The following is a 14,325-nucleotide window of genomic DNA, read 5'->3' on the forward strand; positions in this document are numbered from 1 at the left end:
GTTTTCGCCTTGAGTCAAGGCAACCCGCGCTACGGCGAACATTGGGGTTAGCGCACTGGCTGTCGGTCTCTTGAGACTACAGAGCCCGCCTGGCCATGCGGTTGACACCGATCAAGAAACCCGCAAACCCCCATTCACCGTGTAATGCTGTGGCTCTTACAGCCAGCCCTTCAAGGTCTTTTGACTTTCGCGGCTTTGAGCACCCGATCCGTCGACACGTGGGCATTCACTGCCTTACCCTCCAGCCATTCTCTGGACTTGAGCACCTTCGGACCTCGTTTGAAACCCTAAGTGGCCGTTACCGCAGAAATGGATATACACCCCTGCGGAAACAAGCCCCAACTCAGGCCAGGCTTTTGCTGACCACTTCAAACACATCGCTCGACAACTGACCCGAAGCACGAATCCGCTCCAGCTCACCTTTCATCAACGCCTGACGCGCATCGTCATACTTGCGCCAGCGAGTCAGCGGCGCCAATTGGCGAGAGGCAATCTGCGGATTAAACCCGTTCAACTCGATCACCAGATCCGCCAGGAACCGATACCCCGAACCATCGGCCGCATGGAAGTTGACCAGGTTCTGCCCGGCAAACGCGCCGACCAGTGCCCGCACCTTGTTCGGGTTCTTGATGTTGAACGCCGGATGCTGCATCAACGCCTTGACCCGCTCCAGACCACCGGGCAACACACTGCCCGCCTGAACACTGAACCACTGATCCATGACCAGCGGGTTGTCCTTGAAGTGCTCGGCAAAACTCGCCAGTGCCGTAGCCTTGTCTTCTTCGAACGACGAATTGACCACCACCGCCAACGCCGTCAGGCGCTCGGTCATGTTGTCGCTCGTCTCGAATTGCTCCAGCGTCGCCGTCAACACTTGCGGTTTACCGCTGAGCATCAGGTACGACAGCGCGATATTCTGCAACGCGCGACGAGCGAAGTGTTCGGCCTCAGCCACATACGGGGTTTTCTTCGAGAGATCGCGATTGGCCTGATAACGCAGCCACAACGCCTCGAACAAACCTTCTGCCAATTGCTTGCGAGCAAACTCGCGAGCGATGTGAATGGCGTCAACGTCAGCGACTTCGCTGATTTCGGTCAGATACGCCTCGCCCGGCAGCGAGAGCATTTCCGCGACCATGGCCTGGTCCAGCGTTTCGTCCGACAACACGGTGCGCAAGGCAGAAATCAAACGCTGATCCAGCACCAGTTTTTCGCCCTTCTGCTGCTGGGCGATCAACTCTTGCAGGACCTGCACCGACAGTTGCTGACCGGCATCCCAGCGGTTAAAGCCGTCGCTGTCGTGTTGCATCAGGAACATCAGCTGATCGCGGTTGTACGGGAAGCTCAGTTTCACCGGTGCCGAGAAGCCACGCAACAACGAAGGCAATGGCTGTTCAGCGATGTCGATGAAGGTGAAAGTCTGCTCGGCTTCAGTCACCGAAATAACCCGTGAGGTGCCCTGAGCGCTGGCTTCACCGCAAAGACGCAACGCAATGGCCGCACCTTTGGCGTCCAGCAGGCCCAATTCCACCGGAATCACGAACGGCAACTTCTCAACCTTGTCCGGGGTTGCCGGGCAGCTCTGGCGGAACGTCAGGCTGTAGGTTTTCGCCGCCGCGTCGTAGGACTCGCTGACCGCCAAGCGCGGTGTGCCAGCCTGGCTGTACCAGCGTTTGAACTGGGTCAGGTCGACGCCGTTGGCATCTTCCATCGCCTTGATGAAGTCGTCACAGGTCACGGCTTGGCCGTCATGACGCTCGAAGTACAGATCGCTGCCTTTACGGAAGCCTTCGGCGCCGAGCAAGGTGTGGATCATGCCGACCACTTCCGAACCCTTTTCGTACACGGTCAGGGTGTAGAAGTTGGAAATCTCGATGAAGCTGTCCGGGCGCACAGCGTGGGCCATGGGACCTGCGTCTTCGGCGAACTGGTGGGTCCGCAGGTACGCCACGTCCTGGATGCGCTTGACGGTGGCCGAGTTCATGTCGGCGGAGAAACCGGAATCGCGGAACACGGTGAAGCCTTCCTTGAGCGACAACTGGAACCAGTCGCGGCAGGTCACGCGGTTGCCCGACCAGTTATGGAAGTACTCGTGCGCAACGATCGCCTCGACCCGCTGGTGCGCGGCGTCGGTGGCGGTTTCGGCGCGGGCCAGCACGGCGCTGGAGTTGAAGATGTTGAGGCCCTTGTTCTCCATGGCGCCCATGTTGAAGTCGTTGACTGCGACAATCATGAAGATGTCCAGGTCGTACTCGCGACCGTAGACCTCTTCGTCCCAGCGCATCGACTTCTTCAGGCTGTTCATGGCGTGCTGGCACTTGTCGATGTTTTCCGGCTCGACATAAATGCGCAGCGCCACGGAACGATCGGTCATGGTGGTGAAGGTGTCTTCGACGCACCACAAATCACCGGCCACCAGCGCGAACAGGTAGGCAGGCTTCTTGAACGGATCTTCCCAGGTCGCCCAGTGCCGGCCGTCTTCGCCGGGACCTGAGGCAATCGGGTTGCCGTTGGACAGCAACACCGGATAGCTGTGCTGCTCGGCAACCACCGTGGTGGTGAACGTGCTCATCACGTCCGGACGGTCGAGGTAATAGGTGATCTTGCGGAAGCCTTCGGCCTCGCACTGGGTGCAGAACATCGTGCCGGATTTGTACAGGCCTTCCAGCGCGGTGTTGGTTTCCGGATGGATCTTGACGCTGGTGTCGACCGTGAAGGTGGTGCTGGTCGGGTGCAGGGTCAGATGGTTGTCCGTCAATTGATAGTCGGTGGCGGTCAACTCGCTGTCGGCCAGGGTGACCGACAGCAATTCAAGCTGCTGGCCATCCAGCACCAGCGGCGGCAGGCCCGGGCCACGTTCAGGATTGCGGCGCATTACCAGTTGCGCATGGACCAGGCTGTGGTCCTCGAACAACTCGAAGGTCAGGTGCGTCTCGTCGATCAGGTACTCAGGCGCCTGATAGTCTTTCAGGTAGATCATCTTCGGTTGTTCGGTGCGCATGCTGGAGTCCTTACTGATGCACGGCGAGCTGATAGGCCGTGTATTTACGAATGTTGATCACGCCGGTGTCGAAGATCAGGTATTGACCCTTGATCCCTAGCAGCGTGCCTTCGGCAATCGGGTTCTTGTCCAGGTTGAAGCTGACTATCTTCGCCGGGTATTGCTCGATCGGATAGCGGATCTCGAGCGTTTCTACATCGGCAATAGTCTGGATTGCCTGTAGGCCGAATCGTTCCTGCAAACCTTGCAAACCCTCGGCGCAGCTGTCGAACAGTTGATCGCGAACCTCGGCCAGATTCACCGACACCGCGTCGCCCTTGAGTAAAGCACGCCAGTTGGTTTTGTCTGCCACCTGACTGCGGAACAGATCTTCGACGAAGCCCGATTGCTGACGGGTCGAAACGCGCATGATCGGCAACGCCTGACGGGCGCCCTGATCGATCCAACGGGTAGGCAGTTGAGTGGCGCGGGTAATCCCGACCTTCACCCCCGAAGAGTTGGACAAATACACGATGTGATCGGTCATGCAGAACTTCTCGCCCCACTCCGGCTCTCGGCAGGTGCCAGCCTCATAGTGGCAGCGCTCCGGACTCATGATGCAGAGGTCGCACTGGGCCAGTTTGGTCATGCACGGGTAGCAATAACCCTGGCTGAAACTGGTTTTAGTCTTGCGTCCACAATGGGAGCAGTGAATCGCCCCCAGGTACTCCAGACGCACCGTGGTGCCGATCAATGGATTGACCGGGACCTCGACGTCATCCAGACGAAACGCGTACTGCACGTTCGGCCCGTCAAGGCGCGCCGACATTTTGCTGATTGCACCGCGGCCAATCTCGATCAATGGACGGCATCCGACTTGAACAGGATGTTCGGCACGGTGATCGACTTGGAACCGCACTCCTGCACGCCCATGTAACCGGTGCGCTGGTCTTCAGGCAGGTTCTGGATTTCCCAAGCGATCATCGCTTGCAGCGACAGTTCGCGTTGTTCGGCGGTGAGTTTGCCACCGTCGGACCATTTACCGATTTCCACCGCCAGTTTCAGGCTCTGGTAGATATCGGGTGTAATGTTTTGGATCATTTCGTTAAAAGAGGACATCAAGGGCTCCGCGCTTACATCACTAATTTAGGCGGCCAGTTTACGGCGGTTGTACAAACCGCCCAACAAACCGGTCAAGCATCCGACGAGCAACCCACCGACGTGGGCCGCATTGGCAATTTCACCAAAGCCGATCATCGAGACCAGCCCGGACAGGCACAGCAGTAGCCACACCAGCATCATCACCAGCACGCCGCGCGGCAGGCGATAAGCCGGGTTTGGCGACAACAGCTGAAAGATCCAGCAATGCCCGAGCAGGCCGTACAGCACGCCGGACAACCCGCCAAACAAGGTCGGACCACTGAAAACAAACTGGGCGTAGTTCGAGACCAGGCCGAACAGCAAGGTCAGGCCGATCAGGTTGATACTGCCCTGGCGCGACTCGATGCGCCGCCCCAGCTCCCAATACCACATGCCGTTCATGGCCAGGTGCAGGATGCCGAAGTGAATCAGCATCGGCGTCACCAGACGCCACCACTGCCCCGCCGCCAGGCTGTCGGCCAAGGGCACGAAATGGATGTACTCGCCGACAATGCGAAAATCGAGGAAGGTCAGCCAGCGCATCGTGTCGAGGTTTTCGCCCAGCAGCGTCACCGCGCCGACTATAAGACTCAGCAGCAACACGAACGCTGTCGCCTTGGCGTGGCGCAGTTGCTCGACGAAACTTGGGCGCTTGATGGTTTTCGCCACCGGAATGTCCAGCTGTTGATCGGGATCGCCGGCCGGGAAGCGTTCGTACAACGAGCGCACGTCTTCGCTGATGTTGGCCGGCACCCATAGCACCTGCTCACCCGCCTCTTCGCTGACCCGATGCGGCACCTGCATGCGCTGCAACAGTTTGACGAACCCGCTCAAGTCCGCCGCCAGCGGCAGACGTAAAACGGCAACGGCACTCATCGCAGCACCTCCGGACGCTCGACATCGACCCAGACAAATTTGTGCGGGTCGAGACGGGTTTCCTGGTCCAGACGGTAGGCGACCAGTTTGCCGTAGAGCACGGCGCTGTAATCCAGACAGGCGAGGTTCGGCCGGATCGGCACCGGCTTGCCACTGCGCCAGTAGTGGCCGACGAACAACAAAGGCTCATCGATGCCATAGCGCAGCAAGGTGTTTTTTTCGGTAGACGACAGCGGCGTCAGGGCCACGGGTTCGGGCAAGGCGTCAGGCTGGAACACAATGTCTCCGTAGGTTTGCGGGTCGTCTTCCCAGAACTTGGTGCGGAAAAACGAACGCGTCAGGCCATCGCCGCTGGTCATGGTCTGACCATGAGGCAAGCGCATGTCGGTACCGCGCAGCAAGCGGTCGAACACGGTGCAGGCGAAACTGCCCGGCACCGCGGAGGTCTGGAGGAAGTGCTCGTCGACGCAACCGTTGGGGAACAGTGATCGTAGCGGTTCGATCAGTCCCGAGTCCCAGCAGGCATGCACCACCCGGAAACGCCCGGCATCGACGAACAATGGCATCTCATAGAACCATTGCAGGAAGTCATGCCAGTCAGCCGGATGGTCTTCGAACTGGGTCAGGGTTTCGTTCAGCAAGCGGGCATGGCGCGGGGTGTGTTCACGCACGAACTGCTTGCCGCTGCCCGGAGGCGCCGGTGTGCTCCAGCCGAGGGCGTTGAATTCATGGTTACCCATGATGCACAGCGCCTGGCCGGCTTCGACCATGTCATGAACGATGTGCAGCGCTTCGCGAATCCGCGGGCCGCGGTCGATGATGTCGCCGACGAACACCGCCATGCGCGACGGGTGCCGCCAGGCGCCACCGTGTTTTTTATAACCGAGCCGGTCGAGCAAGTGCTCAAGGGTCAGAGCGCAACCGTGCACGTCACCGATCAGGTCGTAGCTACGCGCGGGATCGAGCATCAATCGCCTCCACCACCCAACCGACTGCCCCAGCCGAGCTTGGTCCGGCAGACTTCATAATAGTTGTGGTCGAGGGGGTGAATCAGCCGCAGCTTCTGGGCTTTCTTGCTGATAGTGATGGTGTCACCCGGCGCACAGGTGAAGTGGTTCTGCCCGTCACAGGAGACTTGCGGGTAGATCTGCATATCTTTGGACACGACGATTTTCAGCTCACTGTTGCCATCGACCACGATCGGCCTACCCGACAAGGTATGGGGGTACATCGGCACAATCACAATAGCGTCGAGCTTGGGATGCATTATCGGCCCGCCCGCCGACAGCGCGTAGGCAGTCGAACCGGTGGGCGTGGCGACGATCAGGCCGTCGGCCTTCTGGCTGCAGACGAACTGGCCGTCGATGTACAGCTCGAACTCGATCATCCGCGTCGATTTTCCGGGGTGCAGCACCACATCGTTCAGCGCATCGCCCTGACCTATGGCCTCGGCGTGGCGACGGACTTCGGCTTGCAGCAGAAAGCGGTTTTCCACCAGATAGTGGCCGTCGAGCACTTCGGCGACTTTGACTTCCAGCTCATCGGGGCGAATATCGGTCAGGAAGCCCAGGCTGCCACGGTTGATCCCGAGCACCGGAATATTGTGGCGGGCCAGCGCGCGGGCGGCGCCCAACAGGCTGCCGTCACCACCGACCACAATCACCATGTCACACACTTCGCCGAGCATCTTGCGCGACGAGGTTTGCAAGCCATGACCCGGCAGCACTTCGGCGATGGTGTCTTCGAGGATCACGTGCAGGTGACGATCGAGCAGAAACCGTTTCAGTCGGCGGACGGTATCCAGCACCTGAGAACTGCCCAGGCGACCGATGATGCCGATATTGCGAAATTGCTCCATGGGGTTCCTGCGCGGCGGCGAAAAACACGATTATGGGCGAAAGCGCAGGATAGACAAAATCCTTTCAGCCACAAGGATGTACTCATGTTTAGGGCTATGCTCGCAAGATGATCCTATTTCCAGATTTGCTGCAGTTACCCCACCAGTTGCGCCACCCGGAAGTGCGCGATCTGGCGTGGGTCATCCTCGCTCCGCCGATGCTCGGGGAAACCTCGTGGCCGCAACGTCATCCACTGGCCGGAAGCGACTGGGTGCAGGCGCCGGAGCGACTGGAGCAATGGCTCAGGCAACTCGATCGCGACAGTTATGACTTGTTGCACTGGCTGGCGCAGGCCAGAACCCGGCGTTTGGGCTTGTACTACGAACGCCTCTGGCAATACGCCGTGCGGCACGCGCCGGGTATCGACCTGATTGCTGCCAACATGCCGATCCGCCGCGAAGGCCACACGCTGGGCGAGCTGGACATGCTGCTGCGCGATCGCGACGGCGTGCATCATCTGGAACTGGCGATCAAACTTTACCTTGGCCCGCAAAATGGCGACGGACACGACACGGCGCAGTGGCTCGGCCCCGGCTGCCACGATCGGCTGGACCGCAAACTGGCACATCTGACCCAGCATCAATTGCCGATTTCGGCACGCCCGGAGAGTCGCGAAGTATTGGCGGTGCTGGATATCCAGCAGTTCAGTGCGCATTTGTGGCTGGGAGGCTATTTGCTGTATCCGTGGCCGGGACCGGCCGAGCCACCGAACGGCGCACATCCACAGCATTTGCGCGGTAGCTGGCTGCATCAGAAGGACTGGGCAGACTTTGTCGTGCAGCGTCCATTCGGTCGCTGGCAACCCCTGCCCCGCCATGCCTGGCTGGCACCGGCGCACTATCCGGTGGAGCAGACCTGGAACACTGAGCAGCTGAATGCCTGGCTCAGCGATCTGGAGCCACTGGCACCTGCGCAGTTGCTGGTGCGACTCACAGAAAACGCCAAGGGCGATTGGGAAGAAGCCGAGCGGCTGTTTCTGGTGGCGGATCTTTGGCCTAACGTTCCTGGCAGTGGCTGAGTTTTGTAGCGTCTGGGCTGGCCTCTTCGCGAGCGAGCTCGCTCCCACATTATTTGATCTCCTTTTGGCGACGATCCCTGTGGGAGCGAGTTTGCTCGCGATAGACTCCGTGGCTAAATGAGCGTCATTACTTCTTGTGTTGCTCGACCCACTGTCCATAGGCATCGATGAATTTTTGCAAAAACGGTCTGACCGTCTCGGACAGCTTGCCCGCCTCGTCGAATGCCGAGCCGGCACCGTTCAAGTAAGCTTCCGGTTGCTGCATGCACGGCACATCCAGAAACACCATGGACTGACGCAGGTGATGGTTGGCACCAAAACCGCCGACAGCGCCCGGCGAAGCACTGATCACCGCTCCAGGCTTACCGCTCCAGGCACTCTTGCCATAGGGACGCGAACCCACATCGATCGCATTCTTCATCGGCGCTGGCACCGAACGGTTGTATTCGGGGGTCACGAACAACACTGCGTCGGATGAACTGACTTGTTGCCGGAAAGTGCTGTAGGCTGCCGGCGGTGAAGCACCATCGATGTCTTCGTTGTAGAGCGGCAGATCGCCGATTTCGACGATTGTAAGCTTGAGATTGGCAGGCGCCAGGTCGGCCAGGGCCAGCGCAACCTTGCGATTGATCGATTCCTTTCTCAAGCTGCCGACCAGTACGGCGATCGTATAGACGTTGCTCATGGAAGATTCTCGACTGTCCGATGGAAAGAGCTTGTAGTTATAGATGACGATTCAACCAGTGGGCGACTGAAAACGCCGCCCCTGGCTATTTTTTTCCTGTAGGAAAACTTACCTCGCCCAACCACGGTCTACAGAGCCGCATATTGAGTGATTTATCTCCAGAGGTTCTAAGCAGATGGCAGCAGTACTCGTCGGTCAGTTCCATGCAAGAGACGCGGAAGGCCGTGTCTATTCCGTGCATGAGTTCCAGGAATCCACCCCGTCGGCAGACGGCCTTGCTGGCTCGGTGCCTGTCACCACCTACAAATTGGCCATTGGCGATCGCGTCAAAAAGCTCGATGACAACCAGTTTTTGCTGGTGCAATCGGACGTCACCATCGTTCGCGAACCCGATACCTATGTCGGAAGCTTGCCGGAAACCACCGTCGCCTCATAACCGCGTGTTATGAGCAGAAGTCATATGCGCGCACTTGAGTTAGGATTCAGCCACTGACTCCCTCACCTGCTGAACATGGACTTCACGCATGCGTTTACGTCATATCGAAGTGATCCAGGCGCTCCTGCAGACCGGTCACCTGGGCACCGCGGCCGAATGGCTGCAGCTGCCTGTGGCCGAAGTCGAAGGCATTCTTCGCGACGCCGAGGATCAGTTGGGTTTCATGCTGTTTTCCAGCGTGCGTGGACGCCTGCAGGCCACGCGTGAGGCGCGGGAGTTGCAGGTCCAGATCGCCCACGTCTATGAAGCGCTCGAGCCGGTCCAGCGCCTGGCCAACAGTCTCAAGCAATATCAGGCTCCGCCCTTACGGATCATCTGCACGCCGCCCCTGGCACAGCAGTTATTGCCACAGAGTATTGCCGCCCTGCGCCGACGTCTCCCTGACGCGCCTTGCACCCTCCTGAGTCAACCCACCCGCGAAATCGTCAGAAGCTTGCTGCTGCGCGAAAGCGATCTGGGCCTGAGCCTGCATGATCCCGATCACGCCGACATTCATTACCAGGTGATTGCCCAAGGCAAACTTCAGCTGCTGGCACCTCACGGTTGGCTGCAACCCAAACAAAAGTACATCTCGCTACAGGACCTGGCCGGCCAATCGATGGTTGGCCTGGAGGGTCATGATCCGCTGAGTCCGGCGCTGGAAAACAAACTGCATGCCCTGCGCCCTGCCCCAGTCATTCAGACCCGCGTACAGACTCACCAGATGATGCGCAGCATGGTCGAGGCCGGTGAAGGCCTGGCCATCGTCGACCCTTTCACCGCGCTCGGGGCCAAATCGGCCGGGCTGGATGCCTGCCCGCTGGCGCCTGCTGTTCCGATCAATCTTTACGCCTTGACCCTCAAGAACGGCGAGCCTTCACCGACGGTTCAGGCCTTACTGGGCATCATCACGGAACAAGCCGTGGCTATGTTGGCGAGCTAGGCAGGGTTTCCAGCGGGTTATCGAACAATCGATACCAGAACAGCGCCACTTCGGCGGTGTTCGGATCGATTCCGCGATAGCGCAGATGATCGATTCCGCCCATGACGTAACCGCTGCGCTCATAGAGCCGGCAGGCCCCAAGGTTGTTGTTCTGGGTTTCGAGCATGATGCCCGGCAGTTTCTTTTTGCGGCTCCAGAACTGCGCTACATCCAGCAACGCCTTGGCCACGCCATGGCGGCGCGCCGGCGCATGCACCGCCAACTCGTCGATATGGGCAAAGCCGTTCCAGTTGGTGCTGACCACCAGGTGACCCACGGGCTCATCATCGAGATAAGCCATGAAAATCGCGCTGTCCACGGCATCGCGAAAGCTGCTGAACTCTTCAGGATCGATGCCGTAGCACTTGCGATAGGGCGTGATCGGTGTCACGACCCACTGCTCAACCGGCTTGCCAATTTCGGCTGCACCGTAGGCCACGACTTCAAAACTGAAATCACTGCCCCAGATGTAAGCGGCAAAGCCGTCGTCGGCAACGCGCACTGACAGCCCTGGGTATTTCGGATTCATGACCGGTTGCATACTGGGAAAAGTCCTCACGCCTTGATGCAATCGACGGTGTAATGCCGCCCATTGCCCTCGTCTTCGTGCTGCAAGCCATGCACATCTGCGACAAACCCCGGGAAGCTGCTATCGAACGTGCGGGCGAATGCCAAGTAATCGATGATCGAGCGTGTCGACTCGGTAAAACGCTCGCCGGGCATGATCAACGGGATCCCCGGCGGGTACGGCACCAGCATCACCGCGGCGATCCGCCCATCCAGAGCATCGATCGACACCGCTTCAACTTCGCCACGCACCAATTGATCATAGGCGTCAGAGGGCTTCATGGCGATTTCCGGCAGCACCGTGTACATGCGCTTGAGGTGTTTGGCCGTGGCATTACTGCGGTAGCAAGCGTGCAGTTGATCGCACAGATCACGCAGGCCCATGCCCTGATAGCGTGCGATATTCTCTTGCGCCACGCAGGGCAGGCACGTCGCGAGGCTGACGTTGGCATCATAGCTGCGCTTGAATTCCAGCAACTCGGTCAGCAGCGTGCTCCATTTACCCTTGGTGATGCCCATGGAGAACAGCACCAGGAATGAATACAGCCCGGTCTTTTCAACGACCAGCCCACGCTCCCAAAGGAATTTGCTGACCACCGCCGCCGGAATCCCGCGCTCGCTGAGGGCGCCGCCTGCCGTCAGGCCCGGCATTACCAAAGTGACCTTGATCGGATCGAGCAGCACGTAGTCGTCGGTCACGCCGCCAAAGCCGTGCCAGTCGGCGTCGGGTTGCAGCAGCCAGTCTTGCGTGACAACACGGTCGATGCCTTCCACCGACGGCGGCTGCCAGATGGAAAACCACCAGTCGTCAGCGGCGATGTGTTGGCGCAGATTGGCCAGCGCCCGGCGAAAACTCAGCGCTTCGTCGAACATTTCCTGCAACAGCGAACGCCCGGCCGGCCCTTCCATCATGGCCGAAGCCACGTCCAGCGAAGCGATGATGCTGTACTGCGGCGAAGTGGAGATGTGCATCATGAACGCTTCATTGAAGCGATCCCGATCCAGTTGCCGCGCGCCGCCGTCCTGCACGTGAATCATCGACGCCTGGCTGAACGCCGCCAACAGTTTGTGGGTGGAATGGGTGGTGAACACCAGCGGGCCGTCTTCACTGCGGGAAGTGCCCATGCCATAACGCCCGGCGAAAAATTCGTGAAACGCCGCGTAGGCGTACCAGGCTTCATCGAAGTGCAAGACCTCGACGCTGTTGCCCAACTGCTGCTTGATCAGCTCAGCGTTGTAACAGAGGCCGTCGTACGTCGAATTGGTCACAACCGCCAGCTTGACCTTGGGCGCACGGCCCTTGGTCAGCGGGCTGGCGTCGATCTTGGCCTGAATCGATTCGCGGCTGAATTCGCTCAACGGGATCGGGCCGATGATCCCCAGCTCATTGCGCTCCGGGCAGAGGTACAGCGGGATGGCGCCAGTCATGATGATCGAGTGCAGCACCGACTTGTGGCAGTTGCGGTCCACCAGCACCAAGTCATCCCGAGCGACCATCGAATGCCAGACGATTTTGTTGGCGGTCGAGGTGCCATTGATCACGAAGAACGTGTGATCGGCACCGAAGTTGCGGGCAGCACGGGCCTCCGCTTCTGCCAGCGGACCGGTGTGATCGAGCAAAGAACCGAGTTCCGGCACCGACACCGACAAATCCGAACGCAGGGTATTTTCCCCGAAGAACTGGTGAAACGCCTGACCCACCGGGCTCTTGTGGTACGCCACGCCGCCACCATGGCCGGGTGTGTGCCAGGAATAATTGGAGTCGGCAGTGTGCTGCACCAGCGCTTTGAAAAACGGCGGTAGCAAACCATCCAGGTATTTGCGTGCGGCTCGGGCCACCTGGCGGGCCAGGAATGGCACAGTGTCTTCGAACAGATAAAGAATGCCGCGCAGTTGATTGAGTTCAGCCATGGCGTCGGCGGGAGCATTCTCCAGGGTCACCTGCTCACCCAGAGCGAAGATCGGCAAGTCGGGCGCACGAACCCGCGCCAGGCCGATCAGCTCGGCCATGTTGTGTAATAGATGAGAGTGTGTGCTGGCGTCTTCGGCCGCAATCAACATGCAGGAAAGACCGTGATGGGTCGAGGCGACCAGGCGCCCTTCGGTGTAATCCACTGCCGAGACAATGCTGAAGCCTTCCTGCTCCAGTTCCCGGGCGATGCCGCGCACGCGGTCACCGGCGACGGTGTCGGCCTTGATGTCGCGATGGACGATCAGGACCGGGAATTTCAGATCTTTATACATGGGGCTCAGTGTCCTGAGGCGGCAGACCGTGGTCCGCCAATCACCTCAGGGTAGAGGGTTCAAGCGCTTGTGGCGAGCGCGATGCCCTGATGTGGGTCAACGGATGCACCATCATGTGGCCAGCAAATCAGGCCTGAGCCTTGGCCTCGGCCAGTTGCTGCCAGAGCGACGGGGCGCCGGCGGATTTGGCAATGGCTTCCAGGCGTGCCACGTGTTGGGCCAGGTCATCTTCGCTCGCGCGGATGATCCGCGTCGGCTGGCGGTCGACCGGCAGACGGCGGATTTCGGTGGCCGAGTTGTCTGCCCCTTCACCGGAACCATTGCCATCGGAGGCATTACCGGCCAGGGACAGGCTGGTTTGGCCGCCCGTCATGGTCAGGTAAACGTCGGCGAGGATCTCGGAGTCGAGCAAGGCGCCGTGCAGTTCACGACCGGAGTTGTCGACGCCATAACGTTTGCACAAGGCGTCGAGACTGTTGCGCTGCCCAGGGTGACGTCCCCGGGCCATCATCAGGGTGTCGAGGATCGAGCAGTGCTGCGTGATGTCCGCACGATCGTGCTGGCCCATCAAGGCGAATTCGTTGTTGATGAAGCCAACATCGAACGCCGCGTTATGAATGATCAGCTGCGCACCCTTGATGAATTCAAAGAACTCATCGGCCACTTCAGTGAAGCGCGGCTTGCCCACCAAAAATTCGTTGGTGATGCCGTGGACGCCAATGGCGCCTTCATCACTCTCGCGGTCTGGTTGCAGGTAAACGTGGAAATGCCGGCCCGTCAGGCGCCGACCGATCAACTCGACACAACCGATTTCGATAATCCGGTGGCCGTCGGTCACCGGCATGCCGGTGGTTTCGGTATCGAGTACAACGGATCTGGTGGCCATCAATGCTCAGCTCTCAACGGGTCAATCGTGCAAAAGCGGCGATGTTAACACGCTCGCCGGGGGCTTTCAGGTGCACCGCGCCATCGTTCATCGCGAGCAAGCTCGGCTCCCACAGGGATCAGGCCTGTTTGTAACCGCGCACTTCATCCACGCCGCGGTTGGCCAATTGGTCGGCCCGTTCATTGCCGTAGTGGCCGATGTGGCCACGCACCCATTTCCAGGTGACGTTGTGGCGATTGACCTGCTCATCGAGCAGCTTCCACAAATCAGCATTTTTTACCGGTTCTTTCGCCGCCGTTTTCCAGCCGCGCTTCTTCCAGTTGTCCATCCACTCGTTGATGCCTTTCATCACATATTGCGAATCAGTCACGAGCAGTACGTCGCATGAGCGCTTGAGTTCTTCCAGGCCGCGGATCGCGCCCATCAGCTCCATGCGGTTGTTGGTGGTGTTGGCTTCGCCACCCCACAGTTCTTTTTCAGTGCCCTTGCACACCAGCAAAGCGCCCCAGCCGCCTGGGCCAGGATTGCCTTTACAGGCGCCGTCGGTGAAGAGTTCTACGCTATCGCTCATGCC

At 59.5% G+C, this 14,325-nt stretch carries 14 protein-coding genes; 3 read left to right on the forward strand and 11 right to left on the reverse strand.

Annotation, left to right across the window (positions count from 1 at the left end; translation table 11 throughout):
• Nucleotides 1–343 precede the first annotated feature (343 nt).
• The 6 genes from pepN to ACYZT7_RS18815 are packed head-to-tail and all read right to left on the reverse strand — an operon-like array spanning nucleotide 344 to nucleotide 6,854.
• Nucleotides 344–3,001: an aminopeptidase N gene (pepN, locus tag ACYZT7_RS18790; protein WP_462037736.1), complete on the reverse strand. Its 2,658-nt coding sequence runs from the start codon at nucleotides 2,999–3,001 to the stop codon at nucleotides 344–346.
• A 10-nt stretch (nucleotides 3,002–3,011) separates the two neighbouring features.
• The gene (locus tag ACYZT7_RS18795; protein WP_282380204.1) at nucleotides 3,012–3,842 is read right to left on the reverse strand and encodes a DUF2797 domain-containing protein; all 831 of its coding nucleotides are present in this window, start codon (nucleotides 3,840–3,842) and stop codon (nucleotides 3,012–3,014) included.
• Nucleotides 3,839–4,099: a YeaC family protein gene (locus ACYZT7_RS18800; RefSeq protein WP_449644620.1), complete on the reverse strand. Its 261-nt coding sequence runs from the start codon at nucleotides 4,097–4,099 to the stop codon at nucleotides 3,839–3,841. Before ACYZT7_RS18800 ends, ACYZT7_RS18795 begins: the two co-directional genes overlap by 4 nt.
• A gap of 27 nt (nucleotides 4,100–4,126) precedes the next feature.
• Entirely contained in the window at nucleotides 4,127–4,996 is an 870-nt protein-coding gene (locus ACYZT7_RS18805; RefSeq protein ID WP_462037737.1) for a rhomboid family intramembrane serine protease, read from the reverse strand.
• Nucleotides 4,993–5,964: a metallophosphoesterase gene (locus ACYZT7_RS18810; RefSeq protein ID WP_462037738.1), complete on the reverse strand. Its 972-nt coding sequence runs from the start codon at nucleotides 5,962–5,964 to the stop codon at nucleotides 4,993–4,995. The genes ACYZT7_RS18805 and ACYZT7_RS18810 overlap by 4 nt, the downstream gene beginning before the upstream one ends.
• The gene (locus ACYZT7_RS18815) at nucleotides 5,964–6,854 is read right to left on the reverse strand and encodes an NAD(+) kinase (protein ID WP_010459816.1); all 891 of its coding nucleotides are present in this window, start codon (nucleotides 6,852–6,854) and stop codon (nucleotides 5,964–5,966) included. Before ACYZT7_RS18815 ends, ACYZT7_RS18810 begins: the two co-directional genes overlap by 1 nt.
• Before the next feature lie 107 nt (nucleotides 6,855–6,961).
• Here ACYZT7_RS18815 and ACYZT7_RS18820 point away from each other — a divergent pair, with 107 nt between their 5' ends.
• On the forward strand, nucleotides 6,962–7,912 hold the full coding sequence (locus ACYZT7_RS18820; protein WP_462037739.1) for a DUF1853 family protein: 951 nt from the start codon (nucleotides 6,962–6,964) through the stop codon (nucleotides 7,910–7,912).
• Nucleotides 7,913–8,039: 127 nt separating this feature from the next.
• Here ACYZT7_RS18820 and ACYZT7_RS18825 read toward each other — a convergent pair whose 3' ends face one another.
• A complete protein-coding gene (locus ACYZT7_RS18825) occupies nucleotides 8,040–8,597 on the reverse strand; it encodes an NADPH-dependent FMN reductase (protein WP_462037740.1) in 558 nt (185 codons plus the stop codon).
• A 175-nt stretch (nucleotides 8,598–8,772) separates the two neighbouring features.
• Here ACYZT7_RS18825 and ACYZT7_RS18830 point away from each other — a divergent pair, with 175 nt between their 5' ends.
• Together ACYZT7_RS18830 and ACYZT7_RS18835 are read left to right on the forward strand one after the other, a co-directional pair.
• Nucleotides 8,773–9,033 (forward strand): hypothetical protein, encoded by a 261-nt coding sequence (locus ACYZT7_RS18830; protein WP_449644615.1) that lies wholly within the window; start codon nucleotides 8,773–8,775, stop codon nucleotides 9,031–9,033.
• Between the two features lie 88 nt (nucleotides 9,034–9,121).
• A complete protein-coding gene (locus ACYZT7_RS18835; RefSeq protein ID WP_462037741.1) occupies nucleotides 9,122–10,015 on the forward strand; it encodes a LysR family transcriptional regulator in 894 nt (297 codons plus the stop codon).
• Here the strand turns inward: ACYZT7_RS18835 and ACYZT7_RS18840 are convergent.
• The 4 genes from ACYZT7_RS18840 to rnhA form a co-directional block, all read right to left on the reverse strand.
• Nucleotides 9,999–10,595, reverse strand: a complete 597-nt coding sequence (locus ACYZT7_RS18840) for a GNAT family N-acetyltransferase (protein WP_462037742.1) — start codon at nucleotides 10,593–10,595, stop codon at nucleotides 9,999–10,001. The genes ACYZT7_RS18835 and ACYZT7_RS18840 overlap by 17 nt on opposite strands.
• Before the next feature lie 14 nt (nucleotides 10,596–10,609).
• Nucleotides 10,610–12,865, reverse strand: a complete 2,256-nt coding sequence (locus ACYZT7_RS18845) for an Orn/Lys/Arg family decarboxylase (protein WP_462037743.1) — start codon at nucleotides 12,863–12,865, stop codon at nucleotides 10,610–10,612.
• A gap of 127 nt (nucleotides 12,866–12,992) precedes the next feature.
• Complete coding sequence (gene dnaQ / locus ACYZT7_RS18850) at nucleotides 12,993–13,751, reverse strand: DNA polymerase III subunit epsilon (protein ID WP_282380235.1); 759 nt, start codon at nucleotides 13,749–13,751, stop codon at nucleotides 12,993–12,995.
• A 118-nt stretch (nucleotides 13,752–13,869) separates the two neighbouring features.
• Nucleotides 13,870–14,322: a ribonuclease HI gene (gene rnhA / locus ACYZT7_RS18855; protein WP_462037744.1), complete on the reverse strand. Its 453-nt coding sequence runs from the start codon at nucleotides 14,320–14,322 to the stop codon at nucleotides 13,870–13,872.
• Nucleotides 14,323–14,325: the final 3 nt, after the last annotated feature.

It is taken from the genome of Pseudomonas sp. RT4P38 (genome assembly GCF_054897765.1).